The sequence below is a fragment of the Paenibacillus soyae genome (assembly GCF_024623455.1).
GTDB lineage: Bacteria > Bacillota > Bacilli > Paenibacillales > Paenibacillaceae > Pristimantibacillus > Pristimantibacillus soyae.
This window is the reverse complement of sequence record NZ_JANIPJ010000026.1, coordinates 1-17981: the sequence shown is the minus strand read 5'-3', so window position 1 is coordinate 17981 and position 17981 is coordinate 1. Positions and strand designations below refer to the sequence as shown.

11 protein-coding genes are annotated in these 17981 nt (G+C 55.5%); 7 read left to right on the top strand and 4 right to left on the bottom strand.

Features of this window, described 5'->3' with window-relative positions:
* Nucleotides 1-4: 4 nt before the first annotated feature.
* Complete coding sequence (locus tag NQZ67_RS26080; RefSeq protein ID WP_257451772.1) at nt 5-853, bottom strand: AraC family transcriptional regulator; 849 nt, start codon at nt 851-853, stop codon at nt 5-7.
* A 242-nt stretch (nt 854-1095) separates the two neighbouring features.
* Between NQZ67_RS26080 and NQZ67_RS26075 the strand changes: the two genes are divergently transcribed.
* The 3 genes from NQZ67_RS26075 to NQZ67_RS26065 all read left to right on the top strand — a co-directional run bounded on the left by NQZ67_RS26075 (nt 1096) and on the right by NQZ67_RS26065 (nt 9180).
* A complete protein-coding gene (locus tag NQZ67_RS26075; protein ID WP_257451771.1) occupies nt 1096-3390 on the top strand; it encodes a beta-L-arabinofuranosidase domain-containing protein in 2295 nt (764 codons plus the stop codon).
* 163 nt (nt 3391-3553) lie between these two features.
* Nucleotides 3554-5200 carry a hypothetical protein gene (locus NQZ67_RS26070; RefSeq protein ID WP_257451770.1) on the top strand — a complete coding sequence of 549 codons (1647 nt, stop codon included), beginning with the start codon at nt 3554-3556 and terminating at the stop codon, nt 5198-5200.
* Nucleotides 5201-5427: 227 nt separating this feature from the next.
* A complete protein-coding gene (locus NQZ67_RS26065) occupies nt 5428-9180 on the top strand; it encodes a glycosyl hydrolase 53 family protein (RefSeq protein WP_257451769.1) in 3753 nt (1250 codons plus the stop codon).
* 70 nt (nt 9181-9250) lie between these two features.
* Here NQZ67_RS26065 and NQZ67_RS26060 read toward each other — a convergent pair whose 3' ends face one another.
* Both NQZ67_RS26060 and NQZ67_RS26055 read right to left on the bottom strand, forming a co-directional pair.
* Nucleotides 9251-10174, bottom strand: a complete 924-nt coding sequence (locus tag NQZ67_RS26060) for a diguanylate cyclase domain-containing protein (protein ID WP_257451767.1) — start codon at nt 10172-10174, stop codon at nt 9251-9253.
* A 92-nt stretch (nt 10175-10266) separates the two neighbouring features.
* Nucleotides 10267-11052: an AraC family transcriptional regulator gene (locus NQZ67_RS26055; protein ID WP_257451765.1), complete on the bottom strand. Its 786-nt coding sequence runs from the start codon at nt 11050-11052 to the stop codon at nt 10267-10269.
* Nucleotides 11053-11193: 141 nt separating this feature from the next.
* Here NQZ67_RS26055 and bglX point away from each other — a divergent pair, with 141 nt between their 5' ends.
* From bglX to ltrA, 3 genes are all read left to right on the top strand, one after another.
* Entirely contained in the window at nt 11194-13386 is a 2193-nt protein-coding gene (bglX, locus tag NQZ67_RS26050; RefSeq protein ID WP_257451763.1) for a beta-glucosidase BglX, read from the top strand.
* Nucleotides 13387-13555: 169 nt separating this feature from the next.
* Nucleotides 13556-14104, top strand: coding sequence for a hypothetical protein (locus tag NQZ67_RS26045; protein ID WP_257451761.1), 549 nt, complete (start codon nt 13556-13558; stop codon nt 14102-14104).
* 456 nt (nt 14105-14560) lie between these two features.
* Complete coding sequence (ltrA, locus tag NQZ67_RS26040) at nt 14561-15952, top strand: group II intron reverse transcriptase/maturase (protein ID WP_257451759.1); 1392 nt, start codon at nt 14561-14563, stop codon at nt 15950-15952.
* A gap of 414 nt (nt 15953-16366) precedes the next feature.
* Here the strand turns inward: ltrA and NQZ67_RS26035 are convergent, their stop codons facing one another.
* A complete protein-coding gene (locus NQZ67_RS26035) occupies nt 16367-16720 on the bottom strand; it encodes a DUF1801 domain-containing protein (protein WP_257451757.1) in 354 nt (117 codons plus the stop codon).
* Nucleotides 16721-16923: 203 nt separating this feature from the next.
* On the opposite strand from NQZ67_RS26035, the gene NQZ67_RS26030 reads away from it, so the two are divergent.
* The gene (locus tag NQZ67_RS26030; RefSeq protein WP_257451756.1) at nt 16924-17811 is read left to right on the top strand and encodes an alpha/beta hydrolase family protein; all 888 of its coding nucleotides are present in this window, start codon (nt 16924-16926) and stop codon (nt 17809-17811) included.
* The last annotated feature ends 170 nt before the right edge of the window (nt 17812-17981 follow it).

Genomic DNA, 17981 nt, shown 5'->3' with positions numbered 1-17981 from the left:
GCCCTTACTCGTAAAACAACAGCCGGTTGGCAGCCGAGTTGCGGTAGCCGGTCGGCGTTAGGCTGGTCATCTGCTTGAACGTCCGCATGAAATGATGACTATCGTGGAAGCCGAGCTGTAGCGCGATCTCGTTAACCGTCAAATTCGTATCCGTCAGCAGGAAGGAGGCGGCCTCGATCTTCTGCTGCATGACGAATTGCTTAAGAGACATGCCTGCAATGCCTGCGAACATGTGGGACAGGTACTTCGCGTTGTAACCGAAACGATGCGCGATCTCGGACACCTGCAGCCGTTCGAACCGGTTCCACTTGATGTAGTCCACCACGTCGTTGTACAGCTGCAGCTGCTTGAGCCGCTGTCCGGAGCCGCTCTGACCGAGCTTCACTTGATTGTGAAGCTCGCATAGGATGCTCGTCGCCAAGTAATTGTTCAGCGTCGGGTCCTGGAAGCTGCGAATCGAGTCCTGCAGCTGCTTCATCATGACGATGAGCTTATCCGCCCCGCTTAGGTTTCCCTTGCCGGGAATGCGAATGACGCCCGGCGCGTCCTCATCCACAGCATCAACCGCCGCATCCGTCTGCCCGACAGCCGTGACGTGCAGCCAATAAAAGCTGCAGTCAGACGCCCGGTACCCATATTGCTTCGTTCTCGGAGGCATGAGCAGAAACTCGCCTTCCCGAAGCGCATGCTGCTCCCGCTCATCGGCTATATACAGGATGCCTTTGGTCGGCACGAACAGCTCGTAATCCATTAAGATCCGGCTCATGTGCATCCACTCGGGGGAGGGAGCGACGAATTTGCCAGTCATATTCAGCTGCAAGGGCCTCTCGACGTTAAAGGTATACCCTGACATGGATTATTCACCGCCTATCTGACCTTTTCACACCTTAATGTGCATCAAGGATAGCAGGAGAATAGCGGTATGACAAGACGAACTCGAAATATTTACTAACAAACAGCAATCTGCGCCGCGCTATATGATCTGACTTTTTTACACCAATTCGAACGTTTCGCCACTTACGAGGCCGTCTACCGGGGTAGTAATCTGAAGAAGATCTATCACACGAGAACCCGAATGAAGAGAGGCGGATGAACATGACGATCGGAGGAACGACGCGGCAGCAAATTCCATTATCGGATTTTGCGCTGCATCAGGTAAGGCTGACCGGAGATTACCATACAAACGCGATCCAGAAAGAGCTGCAGTATTTGCACGCTTACGAGCTGGACCGCCTGCTGGCGGGTTTCCGGGAGAACAGGGGGCTTGAGCCTAAGGCTTCGAAATACCCCGGCTGGGAGAATACCGAGATTCGCGGGCATACGCTCGGCCACTACATGACCGCTTGCGCGCAGGCCTACTCCGCGTCGAAGGATCCCGTTATGCTTGACCGATTGAACTATATGATCGCCGAGCTGACCGACTGCCAATTCGAGAGCGGCTACCTGTCCGCCTACCCGGAGAAGCTGATCGATAACGTCGAGAACAAGCAGCCGGCCTGGGTGCCTTGGTACACGATGCACAAGATCATCGCGGGCCTCATCTCCATCTATCATGCGACGCAGTCGAAGGAAGCGTTCGATATCGTCTCCCGTCTCGGAGACTGGGTGTCCTCCCGGACGTCGCAATGGACGAAGGAGCTGCAAGCGACGGTGCTGGCGGTGGAATACGGGGGCATGAACGACTGTCTCTACGATTTGTACCAAATAACGGGCAAGAAGGAGCATCTCGCCGCCGCCCATCAATTCGACGAGCTCCCGCTCTTCGAGGCGATCCGCGACGGCCGCGACATTCTGAAGGGCAAGCATGCCAACACGACCATTCCGAAGTTCATTGGGGCCTTGAACCGTTACCTGACGCTCGGCGAGAGCGAGCGGTTCTATCTGGAGGCGGCCATGAAGTTCTGGGATATCGTCGTGGATCATCACAGCTACATGACGGGGGGCAACAGCGAGTCGGAGCATTTCGGCGAGCCGGACCTGCTGGACGCCAAGCGGACGGACATCACATGCGAGACGTGCAACAGCTACAACATGCTGAAGCTGACCCGCGAGCTGTTCAAGCTGACCCGGGACCGCAAATACGCGGATTTCTACGAAAGAACGTACCTGAACGCGATTCTGTCCTCGCAGCATCCCGAGACCGGCATGACGATGTATTTCCAGCCGATGGCCACGGGTTATTTCAAAATATACAGCTCGCCGTTCGAGCATTTCTGGTGCTGCACGGGGACGGGCATGGAAAGCTTCACGAAGCTGAACGACAGCGTGTACTTCCATCAAAACGATGAGCTGTACGTTAACCAATACGTGAGCTCCACCCTGGATTGGGCCGAGCAGCAGGCGACAGTCTCCCTGAAGGAAAACCTCCCGGCTGACGATCAAGCGACGCTTCGAATCGGGATCGAGAACGGCGAGACGCGAAGCTTTGCCGTGCATTTACGCGTGCCGTATTGGGTGAGCGGAGAGCTCGAGGCGCGTGTGAACGGTGAGGCCGTCCTTCCCGATATCCGGGAAGGGTATATGGTCATCCGACGCGCATGGTCGGACGGCGACACGATTACTTTGGGCCTGCCGATGAAGGTAACGGCTTCTCTGCTGCCGGACAATCCGCAAGCCGTCGGATTCCAGTACGGCCCGGTTGTATTAAGCGCGGCGCTCGGCACCGAGGACATGACGCAGGCGTCTACCGGCATCATGGTGCGAGTTCCGACTAAGCGCATGCGGATCAAGGATTATTTGATCCCGACGGGGATGAGCCCGGACGAATGGATCGCCGGCATTGAGCGGCATTTGGTGAGGGAAGGCCGTGAGCTTGTCTTTAAGCTTCGGCATACGGACGAGGACGACCGTCTGGCGTTTACGCCGCATTATGAGCAGCATAGCGAGCGTTACGGCATCTACTGGCACGTCATCGGGGAGGACTCGGAGGAGCTGAAGCGGCATCAGGAGCAGCTCAGAATGGATGAGCTCATCCGGGAGGCGACGATCGACAGCGTTCAGGTCGGGAACGATCAATACGAGCTCCAGCACGGCATTCAAGGCGAGGAGACGTTCGGCGGCGCGTGGGACGGGCAGAACGGCCGGGCCGCTCATCCCGGCGGCTGGTTCAGCTATAAGCTGAAGGTGGTCCCGGGCATTCGCAACAGCCTACAGTTCCTGTTCTTCTCGGTTCACCACGACCGCGTCATGAACATCTATGCGGACGGGGAGCTGATTACAAGCTATCAATCATCTCCGGCATTCAAGCGCGAGTTCCTCACTCTGTCGTTCGACATTCCCGAGTCCGTGGTGCAAGGCAAGGAGCAGGTCGAGTTCAAGTTCGTTCCGGAGGGCAAAATTAACGGCATCTACGGCATTCTGAGAACGATGAGACCGATTGTAGAAAATTAGTTCCCGTTACTTCAGCGCATTTCCAGCGGCTAGCAAGCCGCGGAAATGCGCTTTTTTTTGATTTACTATGAATCTTGGCGTGGATTATAATTGTTTATTAGGAAGGATATGGGACGCGAGGAGAAGTCGTAACACTGCTGTTACATGTACAGGGGGCGATCGGGTGGGTACTACCTTCGCGAATTTGCAAGTAAGAGCTGATATAGTGGATGAGGCTCATAAAATATGGCCCGATTGCACCGTCGTCCGGTTGTCGGAAGGCTGGACGACGATTGTTAGCGAGCATCTCCATGCAGGCGGAATGGATGCGGCTGCCAAGAAGCTGTCAAAAGTGATAGATCATAGCGTCTTGTCCATCGAGTATTTCGATGACGACTGGTTTAAGATGTCGATCTACAGAGACGGAAAGGCGTTGACCGCGCATATCGGCGACAATAGTTTCGGAGCCGCGAAGAAACGGGGCAAACCGGAGGTATTCGTAAGGGAGCTTGGATTCGATGACAGCGAGGCTATTATTCTAAAGCCTATTCTGGAGTGCGAGGCGCTGGAGAAGAAGCTGCAGTTGCTTCAATATTTTTTTGGCACGACGCTTTGGATCGACCATAGAATGCTGTCCGAGCACCCGGAATCGGTTGGGTGCAGTCAACGCAACCTCCCCTATATTGAGGAATATTTCCGTGAAGCGAACAGGAGAAAACCGAGCCGGAATCAAACCAAAACAAAGTTGCTCACAGAGCTTGAAGGCGGCTTAATTGAAATAGTAGGGGACAATAAGTTTCTTATTGGGGAGCCTCCGTATCATGCCTATGAGGACCGTTACGAGAGAGAAAGAATCTACAAGTTTGGCGCGGATGGGGCGCTTGAGCCGCTCCTCGATGTCAGCTCTTTCCGATACCGGAAGGCGACGGGCGTATTAAGGGCGGCGAATGGGTATTTGGCTTTTTTCTGCCATGCTCGCGGTCGGTACTATCTATTTGATGGACAGGGGCAGCTGATTTCGGATAACTCTTTAGGCGGGCTGTTTATTGATCCTCTATGCCTACTGGAAGAAGGAGCATTTCTTTATTTCGATTCTACCGGAAAAAGTGTTGTCGAGTTCGGCCCGGACATGACCAAGAGGTGGAAGGTGGCTTCGGCGGAACATCCGTACTACCATAATGGTGCCATCTACATGAGCAGGCAAAGTGAAGCCGATCAATCAACGGAGCTTGTAAAAGTAAATCGGCGCGGAGAAATAGTAGCCGAGCATCCAGTTGAACCTGGGTATTTCGCAGGTAGATTTATATTTGATGAGCGATCCCCAGGCGAGGTCTATTATGCCTGCAGTAATTTTCATAATAATCAGCTTCGATGCAAAGTTCTGCTTCTGAATGAGAGCTTGGAACGAATGCATGAATGGATAATCGAGGGGTATTTCCAGCATGCAGTCGTCGATGCGGCTCATCATCGATTATTTATCTCCTTAGATGGGGGGCTGGCTGTCATCGACACGAGGAGCTACAGGATGAATGTCAATAAGGGAATTGATCCTTCCTGCTTCTTATTAACGGCAGATTCCTTCGGGAGAGCGGTGTTGATTTCAGGCCTTAGTACCCTAGTAATAGTGGATGCCCAGCTGAACGAGATTTCACGGCATCGGCTGAAGGGGCAAGTATATAGCCACTATACAAACGGCCATGGCAATCTCTGCATTCTGACAGGAACGGGGGCCGCTCATGAAGAGGGCGGCGCCAAGACCATGAAGATAAGAGTGTATGAGATCTCCGCTTTGAGCGCGAATAAAAACAAGGAAACGGGCTGTCGATCTTAGATCGGCGGCTTTTCTATTTTTGGGCACCAATGCGGGTTCCGGCTCTTCAACGTGTTGAATAACCATCCGAAATGTTGCAATCGTCGCCTGTTCAATGTCAAGGGGCAAAATTTAGAATTAGGGATACAGCGATCTGCAAGGCGCTAGTTAAAGCGGATATGTGGAAACGCTTACGAGGGAACGGCAACGGGATGTGCTGCAATAAAAATAGAGAAAGGCGGGACGATATGAGAAAGAAAAGGACGGCGGTTTTAGCGGCATTATTGGCTTGCGTGATGCTGGTAGGTTCGCTTTCGGCATTTACGGGAACGGGCTACGCCAACGGCGCGCAGGGCGAGTATGTGACGAATGGCGGGTTTGAAAACGATTATGAAATCAATTTTGAATCGAATCAAACCTGGTCGACTACGGGATCGGCAGCGGCGGTGGTTTCTCATTTCGCTTATGCAAGCGATCAATGGATGAAGCCTCATTCGAATACTGGGAATTATGCTTTTAAGTACTGGATCAATAACACGGCGACCGGGAATCACACGTTTACGGTCAAGCAGACGGTTGCGTCGCTGTCGCCCGGCAGCTATGAATTGTCGGCTGTTTCCATGGGGGAAGGCGGCCAGGTGAAGCTGTTTGCAGGATCAGAAGCACAGAGTGCGGCCGTATCGACGACGGGCTATAACGCATGGGGTACGGTCAGTTTGAAGTTTGTTGTCGAGGAGGAGGCGGCCAACGTGGAGATCGGCGCGACGGTGACGGGCACGCCTAACGCCTACGGTTATTTAGACAACGTGAGCTTGAAGCAGCTGAGCACGGATACGAGCCAGCCGGTCGAAGCCGACATCTTCGTCGAAAAGGTCGACGGCTTGTCTGACGATTTCATTAAGGGCGTGGACGTTTCGAGTATTCTTGCGTTGGAAAAAAGCGGAGTGACGTTCAAGAATGAAGCGGGGGTTGTGCAGGATATCTTCAAAACGCTGAGCGAATCCGGCGTCAACTACGTGCGTGTGCGCGTGTGGAACGACCCGTTCGACTCGCAAGGCCGAGGCTACGGCGGCGGAAACAATGACGTAGACAGCGCAATCTTGATTGGGGAGCGGGCGACGGAGCATGGCATGAAGCTGCTCGTGGACTTCCATTATTCCGACTTCTGGGCGGATCCGGCCAAGCAGCAGGCGCCCAAGGCCTGGGACGAAATGTCGCTAGACCAGAAGAAAGTCGCTCTCTACGAGTTTACGTACAACAGCTTGGACGTCATGCTCGATGCGGGCATTGATATCGGCATGGTGCAGGTCGGCAACGAGACGAACGGCGGCGTCGCCGGTGAGACCGGCTGGGCGAATATGAGCGCTTTGTTCAACGAGGGAAGCAGAGCCGTCCGGGAAGCGGCGGATAAATACGATAAAGACATTCTGGTCGCGCTGCACTTCACGAACCCGGAAACCGCGGGCAGGTACGCGAGCATCGCGCAAAATTTGAATGCCAATGATGTCGACTACGACGTATTCGCTTCCTCTTACTACCCGTTCTGGCACGGCACGCTCGACAACCTAACGTCTGTCCTAAGCGATGTAGCCGCTCAGTACGACAAAAAAGTAATGGTAGCGGAAACCTCGTACACCTACACAGCGGAAGACGGGGACGGCCATGGCAATACGGCGCCGAAAAGCTCCGGCCAAACGTTGAATTACCCGATTACCGTGCAAGGCCAAGCCCATGCGCTTCGCGACGTCATCGATGCGGTGGCCAAGGTTGGCGAAAAGGGAATCGGCGTGTTTTATTGGGAGCCGGCTTGGCTGCCGGTAGGGCCTCCGAATCAGCTCGCGCAAAATAAGGTGAAGTGGGAAGAATTCGGCTCGGGCTGGGCTTCCAGCTATGCGGCAGAATATGACGCGCATGACGCGGGCGTATGGTTCGGCGGCAGCGCGGTCGATAACCAGGCGTTATTCGATTTCCAAGGTCATCCGCTTCCTTCGCTAAAGGTATTCGAATACGTGGACACGGGAGCGGTTGCCCCAAGTGTTCGGGTTGACGAGATCAAGGATATTTCGCTTAGCGTGACGCAAGGCGAGACCATCTCGCTGCCGCAAACCGTAAGCGTGACGTTCAACGACGGAACAAAAGGCAGCGTACCGGTGACTTGGGATGCGGCCGACCTTCAGCAGGCCGTGAACGGCGGCGTTGGCGCTTACGTGATCGACGGCACCGTGGAAGGCGGAACGGTCAGAGCTCTTTTGGAGATCAAAAAACAAAATTACGTGGTGAACCCAAGCTTCGAGAATGGGGTACGAAGCATGTGGAGCATAACCCACGTAGATGAAACGAAACCGCATACCGACTACCTGAACAGCGCCTCCGACGCAAAGTCGGGCAGTTATTCGCTCCACTTCTATTCGGACACCAGCGTTGATTTCCGAGTGGAACAGACCATTACCGGTCTGACGCCAGGGTACTACAATCTGTCCATGTTCCTGCAGGGCGGCAACGCAGCGGACGCCGAAATGTACCTCTACGCGAAAACCGGCAGCAAGGAAGTTAAAGCCGATACCGCTGTAGACGGATGGGTGAACTGGAAGAACCCGCAGCTGCAGGATGTTCTCGTCACCAGCGGCACTCTCACGATCGGAGCAAGAATCAAGGCCGGCGGCGGAGCGTGGGGCACGCTAGACGATTTCTACCTGTACAAGGCTAGGGACTATGTCGCGGCGCCCCCAATCGTCACCGTGCCCGAGACAAATAACGGAATTGATATCATCGTAGACGGCAAGCCGCAAGGACAGCTCGCAACGGTGGTGCCTTCGACCGAGGGCGGACAAAGTGTGCTTACGGCCACTCTCGACGTGGACAAGATTTCCACCCTGCTAGATGGCTCGGCCGGTAAGCCTTCCATAGTCATTCCGGTAACCTCTTCCGCGGATAAGGTGTCGATCGGTTTGACCGGCGATATCGTGAAGAAGATGGAAGACAAGCAAGCGGTATTGGATATTCAAACGGTTAACGGAAGCTATAAGCTGCCTGTGAATGAGCCGTTCATTGGCAATGTTGCGCAAGAGCTCGGCAGCCAAGTGCCATTATCCGATATTCAAGTGCAGGTAACGATTGCAAAAGGCGATGAACAGGCCGTCACGCGCATGGAGCAGGCGGCGGAGGAGAATTCTTTCGCTATAGTAGCGGCGCCAATCGAGTTCTCTATTACGGTTTCCTATAAGGGGACGGCAATATCGGTCGATCGGTTCAGCGCGTATGTTGAGCGAACGATCGCAATTCCCGAAGGCGTCGACCCGAACGAAGTGACGACCGGCTTGGTGCTGGAGCCGGATGGAACGGTACGCCATGTACCGACCTCTATTGTGCAGAAGGATGGCAAGTACTACGCCGTCATCCGTAGCCTTACCAACAGCCTGTATTCGCTTGTTTCGAACGCGGCGGCATTCGTGGACATGGAAGGACATTGGGCGAAAGTGGCCGTTAACGATATGGCCTCGAGGATGATCGTAAACGGCTTGAACGCCGAGCAATTTGCGCCATCCGAGTCCATTACGCGCGCCGAATTCGCCGCGATAATCGTCCGCGCGCTGGGGCTAGGCGATCAAGCATCGACCGACGCGTTCAAAGACGTGGAGGCGAATGCGTGGTACAACGGCGTCATAGCCCAAGCGGCCGCTTACGACTTGATTGAAGGCTATGAAGACGGCACGTTCCGACCTTCCGCCACCATTACGCGCGAAGAAGCAATGGTCATTCTATATCGCGCGATGGCGCTTGCCGGCTTGGACGCAGGCGCTTCAGCCGATGCATTGTCGGCGTTCGCGGATGCCGGCGACATCAGCGCTTGGGCGGAGCAAGCAGCCGCGGCAGCCGCCAACCATCAGCTGGTGCAAGGCAGCAATGGGCAGCTGAAGCCGCAGAGCGAGATCACCCGTGCGGAGACGGCTGTGATCGTGCAGCGTTTGTTGGTGAAATCGAAGCTCATTGACGGCCAATAATGGACGGCAATCAAGAAGGGGCTGGCCTCCAGGCAACGAAGATGCCTGGAGGCCAGCCCCTTGCTCGGTGTTAGGAGGCGGAGTTTTGTCCCGCATGGGAGGATGGCATGATGAACGGCTCGATCGCGTAAGCGTTCGGACCTTTTGCCCGGGCCTGGTCGAGCGTCTCGATCGAATGCTCGATTATGCTCCGAATGTCCAGAACGGTACGGGGATAGCCGACGAGGCCTCCGATATAGCAGCCCATCGCTCTCGGACAGCCGATTGCGGCGAAATCGAACGATTTGACGGTCTCAATAATGGATGCTGCCAGTTGTTCGCTCGCAATCTTTTCGGCCCTGGCGAAGATAACAAATTCATCGCCGTGGGCGCGTCCAATGGCTGCCGTGCATCGGGAGGAGTCGATGCTTGCCGCAATTATCTGGTAGATCGCTACGATGACGTTATCGCCGACGTCGAAGCCGTAATCGTCGTTGACCTGTTTGAAGCGGCTGATGTCCAGTCGGAGCACGGCCATGCTTTCGCCGTCCTTGCCCCGTGAGACGATTCGGGCGGCTTCCTCGAGGAACGTCTCCATATTGGGGATGTTCTTTTTGATATCATGTACGCTGGATTGCTCAATATGGAGTAAATCGACTTGTTTTTCCATGGCAAACCCTTCTTTCTCCAAAATGAATATGAGGCGGTCAATCGCGATTTTCTTCTGCATCTGCTCATTGAAGGCGGAAGCGATCTCGATCCGCTTGCGGATCAGCTCTCGGATCAAGACGTCCACGTCGACGGGGCCGCCTAATATGGCCTTGATATCGCCAAGGGAGAACCCCAAGTTTTTCAATATGAGGATCCAATTCAGACGATGGGACTGCTCGGGTTCGTAGGAACGGTAACCCGTGAACGGGTCGATCGCCGCAGGCTTCAGCAGCCCGACTTCATCGTAATGCCGCAGCATTTTGGCGGTGACTTGGTTTCGTTCCGCGAATTCTCCTATTTTCATTAGAGGTATCCTTTCTGCTCGTACTCCGGCCGGAATCACTACAATAACGATAAACCTTACCCTAGCAGGAAAGTCAATGGTTAGTTTGAGGCTTATCGTCCTCGACGATAGGCTCCCGGCGACATGCCATACCGCTCGCGGAAGAGACGGTGGAAATACGCGTAGCTGCCAAGGCCGGATTCCGCGGCGATCTGCTCCAGCGAGAGCGGGCTGTGTTCGAGCAGGTTGATTGCGCGGGCGAGCCGCAGCTGCTGGGCGTAGCTAATAATGGAGATGCCGTATTGCTCCTTAAACAGAGCGACGGCACGGGAGACGCTAAGTCCGGTATACCGGGCCACTTGCTCGAGCGTCAGCGCCTCGGCGGCGTGCTCTTCGATGTAATGCCTCATGCGGAGAGCGTGGTAAGCGGGCGGCGACGAGCCCTCCCGCGAGTCGTCAATCGCCCGGTCAATAAGCAGGAGCAGCGACCAGACCAACGGCGTCAGGATGTCAGGATCGCCGCCGTCCAGTCTTCGTTTCTCCTGCACGATCTGCTGCCAGACGGCCGTCAGCCGATTGTTCTCGGCAATCTTGGTTCTCGTCGGCCGCTGTCTCCTCTCCCACCATTCCCGCATTCCGGGTCCGGTGCCGTAGATATAATAATCGCCGGAGAATGGCTTGCCTTCGCTTGCATCAATGCGCAAATCGTAGATGTCCCCGGGCTGGAACAGAAGCATGTCCCCGGGGCCGATGTCTTCTAAGGCGCCCTCCACCAGCGCCTGGCAATTGCCCTCGATCTGCAGACGAATAATATAGGCGTCCAGTCCGTTCGCGAACTGATGCCGGAACGGCTCCCCGTGCTTGGACATATCGCTGAACAGCACCTGAATGGCATTCATGCCGTGCGCCCCCTCCGCCCTAATCAGTAAATAACAATCAGATTGTTGATATATTCAATGATATTGTTTCTACAAGAACGAAACTGCTTCCAATTATAATAAAAAGAATGACATTCAGATAGATGGGGAAGGAGCGGCACGATGAAGACACGGCAACAATCGCAAGCAGATCCGCGGCAATGGCTCACGGAGGAAATCCTTGGCCGCGCAGAGCGCATCCTGTCCGGCATGACGCTCGAGGAGAAGATCGGCCAGATGACGCAATACGACTGGGGCTACAACCCGATCAATCCCGAGACGGGCGTTTCCCAGAGAGAGCTGCTGCTGGAGGAAATCAAACAAGGGAGAGTCGGGTCCGTTTTCAATCTATCCGGGGCCGAAGAGGCGAACGAGCTCCAGCGTCTCATTCAGGAGCATACGCCGCACCGTATTCCGCTCTTGATCGGACGCGACGTTATTCACGGCTATCAGACGGTGTTCCCGATTCCGCTGGCGCAGGCATCGGCCTGGAAGCCGGAGCTGGCCAGGCGGACGGCGGAAGCCGCCTCCCGTGAAGCAATGGCGGATGGTGTAGCATGGGTATTCGCGCCGATGATCGACATCAGCCGCGACCCGAGATGGGGACGTATCGCCGAAAGCATTGGCGAAGATCCGCTGCTGACAAGCGAGTACGCCAAAGCCTGGGTTGAAGGCGCGCAGGTCGATGACGGCGCTGGACAGGCGGCCGCAAGCTGTCCGAAGCATTATGCGGGTTACGGCCTGGCGGAGGCGGGGCGCGACTATAATACGGTCGACCTGTCCGACCGCGTGCTGCGCGAAGTCATTCTGCCGCCATTCCGGGAAGCCGTGGAAGCGGGCGCGCTGAGCATCATGGCTTCGTTCAACGAAGTGAACGGCATTCCGGCTTGCGCGAACGAGTATTTGCTGAAGACGATTCTGAGGGATGAATGGGGCTTCCAGGGCATCGTGGCAAGCGACTACAACGCGCTTCAGGAGTTGCTCGTGCACGGCGTAGCGGGGAGCGAGGAGGAAGCTTGCGAGCGCAGCGTCATGGCGGGCTGCGACATGGATATGCACTCCGGCTTCTATATGAGGCATCTGCCGAAGCTAGTCAGGGACGGGCGCGTGCCGGAGCGCGTCATCGACGAGTCCGTGCTGCGCATTCTCGCCGTGAAGCTGAGGCTCGGCTTGTTCGAGCAGCCGTTCGTCCTGCGATCGACGCCGGATGAAGCGGCGTCCGAGAAGAGCTCCTATAAGGCGCTGGCACGCGAAGCGGCTAGAGAATCGATCGTGCTGCTTCGTAATGAAGGCCATGTCCTTCCGCTGCCAAAGGAGAGCGTCAAGCTCGCCGTTATCGGGCCGCTTGCGGACAATCATAAGGATCCGCTAGGCTGCTGGGCGTTCGACGGCAATCCCGCGGACGTGGTGAGCTTGCTCGAAGGAGTCAGCAAGGCGACGGGCGAGGAGGCATCCGTCCTATTCGCGGAGGGCTGCGGCATCGACTCGGACAGTGAGGACGGATTCGAGGCGGCTGTAGGCATCGCGAAGCAAGCGGACGTCGTCCTGCTCGCGCTGGGAGAATCGCTCGAGATGAGCGGAGAGTCGCGTTCGCGCACGTCGCTCGATCTGCCGGGCGCGCAGCGTAAGCTCGTGGAGGCTGTGGCCGCCACCGGTAAGCCGGTCATCGCGGTCTTGCTGAGCGGCAGGCCGCTCGCTTTGCCTTGGCTCGAGGAATATGCCGCGGCTATCGTACAAGCGTGGCATCTCGGCGTTCAGAGTGGGTGCGCCATCGCCGACGTGTTGTTTGGCGACTACAATCCGAGCGGCCGTCTTCCCGTGACGTTCCCGCATAACGTCGGTCAAGTGCCGATCTACTATTACCGCAAGAAGACCGGCCGTCCGCCTGCTGGCGTCTACTCGTCGTATTACATCGATTCGACGACGGATCCGTTGTATCCGTTCGGCTACGGGCTGAGCTACACCGGCTTCGAGTACGGGGTGATCCGGGCGGAGCGCGCAACGATGCGGGCAGGAGAGGAGCTGACGCTTTCCGTCACGGTGACGAATATCGGGGACCGTGCCGGCGAAGAAACGGTGCAGTGCTATCTCCGTGACGAAGTAGCCAGCGTCACGCAGCCGCTCAAGAAGCTCATTGGCTTCCGTAAGGTCCTGCTGGAGCCGGGCCAATCCGCAGATATAAGCTTCCCTGTGAACGATGACGCGCTTGCCATCATCGATCAACATATGAACCGGACCGTCGAACCGGGAAGCTTTACGATCTGGATCGGGCCGAACGCGAGCGAGGGACAATTCATCTCGATACAGGTCCATTAAGCTGCCGCGCATTCCTTTATAACGAACGACGTAAGATCCCTTTTGGCCAGCAGAGCCTTAAGGGATTTCTTTTTGCCTGACGGCCCGTCTCCTCGTAGGTACATGCTGTTTCGATTCGTTTCTCCCGCTAATAGAATGCAACGTGTTCTGCAGAGAGGGGAGAGAGGGAATGGCATTCACGCGCAGGGATGGCCGAGCGGGATTATCTCCGCCTGCGGCTACGTACTACAACGAAATTCGAAGTGCGATCGGCAGGGATAATATGGTCCAAGTCGGACCGCTGGTCGAGACGCCGGGCGGCGACTTCGTCGTTACGCTTACCGTAAGGGGCGAGATCAAGGCGCAGGCGCTTGCGACGCTGCTGGTCCGCCGCAGAATGTTCGGCGATGCGCGTCTCACCGTAAGAGTAAGAACGGCTGGCGGTCAATTGGTGACCCCGATTACCCGCACGCTGACGCCGCAGCAGATTGCCGAGCTCTACCGCAAGGCCTTCGCGACCAATGAACGGTTCAGCTTCGTTCGCGTCAGACGAATATTCGGAACGACATTCGTCTATCCGGTCTTCAGGGCCCAGGTCGTCCAATTTTTCAACGACGATCTGTCCGACTACTACGGCAACTACAACAGCGTCGCCGCCTTCACGTTCCGAAGCGTGCTTCGCCGCCGAATCAGCGGCACGACGATCCAGTTCTCTACGGTTCGGAGACAGCGCGCCTAAGAGACGGAAGCAGGGCATCCGGGCGGATGCCCTGCTTTTTGCGTACGCCCAGCATGGGCGTCATCTCTAGGGTGAAAGTCCCGAACGGGGGCTGGCGAACGCCTACCGTTAGCCAAGAGCAAGGGTGTCCATCGTGAGGTGGAATCTGAAGGAAGCTGGAGGCAAATGCACGAGCTAAGGTACACGAACTGGATCTGAGGCAGGGGAAGTCGGATGAGTCACCTCAACATGATGAAATCCAAAGTCGCCAAAGACTTACCTTGTAAACTCCAGTAGCTGCGGGCAGAAAGATGACGTTCTTATCTGGGGAGATCTGCGGGAGAAAAAAAATGCGAAGTCACTTCGTAACCGCAACCGAGAGGTTGCGCTGAACCCGCAGAAGTCAGCAGAAGCCATAGTACGCAGACTGTTGCAACAGCCTGCGGAAGGGCTGAACCGAAAGGAGAGTGGAAACCGATGCGTTCGCGCAAAGAGCAAAGACAGCCGAATATCTCGCAAGAGAGCTTGCTGCAGATAGAAGCGGTGAAGCCGCCAGGGTATGCAGAAGCGCCGAGTTCTTCGCCGGCACAAATCGCCCCTTCCGCTCGCAAAGAACAGAACGATCTGCTGGAGCGGATGCTCGAAGGGGATAACCTTCGGCTCGCTTACAAGCGAGTGGTACAGAACGGAGGAGCCCCCGGTGTGGACTGTGTAACGGTAGCGCAGCTACAGGCTTACCTGAAAACGCACTGGGAAACAGTGAAAGCTGAACTCCTAACGGGAACGTACAGACCTTCGCCAGTCAAACGGGTAGAAATCCCCAAACCCGGAGGCGGCGCGCGGCTGCTCGGCATCCCAACTGTGATGGACCGATTCCTCCAGCAGGCGCTTCTACAAGTGATGAATCCGATCTTTGACTCCCACTTCTCCTGGTACAGTTATGGCTTTCGCCAAGGAAAACGTGCGCATGATGCGGTGAAACAAGCCCAAAACTACATCCAAAGTGGTCTTCGATGGGTCGTAGATATGGATTTGGCGAAATTCTTTGACCGAGTCAACCACGATATGCTCATGGCAAGGGTAGCGAGAAGCGTAAAGGACAAGCGTGTCCTCATGCTCATCCGAGCCTACTTGAATGCCGGAGCCATGGCAGATGGAGCGCTAACGAAAACGGAAGAAGGTACGCCGCAAGGTGGACCGTTAAGCCCGCTCTTGGCGAACATTCTGCTGGACGACTTGGATAAAGAACTGACCAAACGAGGATTACGTTTCGTGCGATATGCGGATGACTGCAATATCTTCGTAGGGAGCAAACGGGCAGGAGAGCGCGTGATGGGATCGGTGACAAGCTTCGTAGAAGGAAAGCTGAAATTGAAAGTGAATCGGGAGAAAAGTGCGGTAGACCGCCCTTGGAACCGTAAATTTCTTGGCTTTAGTTTCTTAAGAGACAAGAAAGCGACGGTTCGCCTCGCCCCGCAGACCATCTCACGCTTCAAAGAGAGAGTACGGGAACTGACAAACCGAACACGATCCGAGTCCATGGAATCCCGCATCGGGAAATTGAATCGCTATCTCATGGGATGGCTTGGCTATTTCCGACTTGCGTCGGCGAAAAGCCATTGTGAACGATTCGATCAGTGGATACGCCGAAGGCTGCGAATGTGTCTATGGAAGCAGTGGAAACGGGTACGCACTCGAATCCGCGAGCTTCGAGCACTAGGCGTACCGGAGTGGGCTTGTTTCGTCATGGCTAATTCCAGAAGAGGCGCATGGGAAATGTCCCGAAACACAAATAACGCCCTTCCGACTTCCTATTGGGAAGCGAAAGGGCTGAAGAGTATGCTTTCTCGTTATTTGGAGCTTTGTTAACCTTTTGGAACCGCCGTATGCGGACCCGCATGTACGGTGGTGTGAGAGGACGGAGGCTAGCCGCCTCCTCCTACTCGATTTGCTCCAGAATTCCTGCGTCGTCTCGACGGGCCGGGCTCCTCAGTTTCACCTTCAATAAGGGACAGCTTAACTAACATGCTCCCTCACCTTGTCCGACGAACCTTCGCCATTTATCGGGATTACTCTACAACATTCGATGCAGATTTCCGACATTTCTCTACTCTATATCGTGATTTCGGATCGGCCATCCCTCAATTGAAATCGATGCTCTGTTTAGTTGTGTTACGTAATATAACACAACTGGTTAGGTGTAAAATTTTAACTTATAGAGCTTGCTTACTGTGCCGAGGGACGATGAGTTGTTCGACTGTCAGAACAGCTACGATCGTGCAGCTATCCTTTCATGCTGCACCATACGCGGACGATAGCCTCCAGTTCGCCGCGCCGCGCTTCGGCTTCCTCCATGCTGTGGAACGCCATATATCTGGCCGTGTCGCCCCCGCCTTGGAGATTCGGGAAGTCGTTAGATATGGAAGCGCCGGTGTGGAACATAAGGCTGACGTGTTTTTTGGTACGAGGGTTGAAGCTGGCCAGATTGCCTTGGTAGGTGAACGTCGGACTTTTCCACTTGATACACTCTTGCATGCGCGGGTCGGCGGCCATGACCGCTTGCCTCACATGCAGCATGACGTCTTTGAGGGGATGCTCGTAATCTTGCAGCCAAGCTTCGACTTCGGCAGTTGACATCGATTATTCTCCTGTCATATGGGATGGAAATTGCTTGCCCTCTTAGGATACGCAATAGCGTAAAGGTTAAAAAACACGTCCGTTGCCGGTTGTAACAAGCGGTGATCTCATCCCGCGGCCGAGCTGCAACGCGCAGGAGAATCCTCTTTTGATAGCGAATAGTGGGGAAGATATGAAAAAAATATACAAACGAGGGATAGAACATGACATCAGAGTCAAATAGGCAGGCAGCTGCCGGGCACGCCAGCGATACGGCACCCCGTCGTCTCCCTGCGCTACATCTTCTGCGCATCCCGGTTGGGGAAGATTATGTGGTGGGGAGACTATATAGCCCAGCGGGGGAAGGTCCGCATCCAACGATCGTTCTGCTCCACGGCTTTCCGGGTACGCAATCGAACCACGATCTGGCAGCCGGCTTGCAGCAAGCCGGCTATCAGACGCTCGTGTTTCACTACCGCGGCTGCTGGGGCAGCACGGGCAATAGCTCTGTCGCGCATGCGCTCGAAGACGTGGAGACGGTGCTTCGCTATTTGCGAAGTCCCGGCGTGAGCGGGCAATATGGCGTCGATACGGATCGCATCGCCCTCGCGGGTCATAGCTTCGGCGGGTTCCTGACGATCATGACGGCCGCGAAGGATCCGTCGATTCCGGCATGTCTCTCCATCGCGGGAGTGAACTTCGGCTGGATGGGTGAGGCCATGAGCCGAAGCGTGGCGGTGCGCGAGAGCATCGAGACTACCTTCGAGTATGCGACGACTTTCGTAACCGGTTATTCGAAGAAGGATATTTCAAGAGAGCTTATCGCCAATTACGAGAATTGGAATCTGCTTCGCTGCGTCCCTCAGCTAGCCTACCGTCCGGTCCTGCTCCTTGCATCCGATAATGACGAGACGACTCCGAAGAATGTGAACCACGACCCGCTCGTCCAAGCTTTCGAGAGCGTGGAAGGCAATCGAATGGAACAGCGGGTGATGGAGAACACCGACCATGGCTTCGAAGGAAAGCGCGGGGAGCTGTGCCGGATTGTATTGGAGTGGCTTCTGCGGGTGCTTCCGATCGAGGCGGCGGAGGCTGAACGCGGGGAAGAGTAGTAGCTGTGAAAAAAAAGAAAGGCTGCCGTTATGGCAGCCTTTCCAGAATGTCGAGAAACCCGCATCTTTTTAAAGATGCTCGGGTTTCTCTTTAGTTTTCGCACGTAATTGAGGAGGGTTAGGGGCTGGTCTAGCCCTCCTTCGCCTTCCTTTCCAGGTGGAAGGCGATC

Excerpts from the sequence above, each read along its gene's own strand:
- NQZ67_RS26045 (WP_257451761.1), top strand. The coding sequence starts at position 13,556 with ATGGCATTCACGCGCAGGGATGGCCGAGCGGGATTATCTCCGCCTGCG.
- NQZ67_RS26080 (WP_257451772.1), bottom strand. The coding sequence starts at position 853 with ATGTCAGGGTATACCTTTAACGTCGAGAGGCCCTTGCAGCTGAATATG.
- NQZ67_RS26075 (WP_257451771.1), top strand. The coding sequence starts at position 1,096 with ATGACGATCGGAGGAACGACGCGGCAGCAAATTCCATTATCGGATTTT.
- NQZ67_RS26055 (WP_257451765.1), bottom strand. The coding sequence starts at position 11,052 with ATGAATGCCATTCAGGTGCTGTTCAGCGATATGTCCAAGCACGGGGAG.
- NQZ67_RS26030 (WP_257451756.1), top strand. The coding sequence starts at position 16,924 with ATGACATCAGAGTCAAATAGGCAGGCAGCTGCCGGGCACGCCAGCGAT.
- ltrA (WP_257451759.1), top strand. The coding sequence starts at position 14,561 with ATGCGTTCGCGCAAAGAGCAAAGACAGCCGAATATCTCGCAAGAGAGC.
- bglX (WP_257451763.1), top strand. The coding sequence starts at position 11,194 with ATGAAGACACGGCAACAATCGCAAGCAGATCCGCGGCAATGGCTCACG.
- NQZ67_RS26035 (WP_257451757.1), bottom strand. The coding sequence starts at position 16,720 with ATGTCAACTGCCGAAGTCGAAGCTTGGCTGCAAGATTACGAGCATCCC.
- NQZ67_RS26060 (WP_257451767.1), bottom strand. The coding sequence starts at position 10,174 with ATGAAAATAGGAGAATTCGCGGAACGAAACCAAGTCACCGCCAAAATG.
- NQZ67_RS26065 (WP_257451769.1), top strand. The coding sequence starts at position 5,428 with ATGAGAAAGAAAAGGACGGCGGTTTTAGCGGCATTATTGGCTTGCGTG.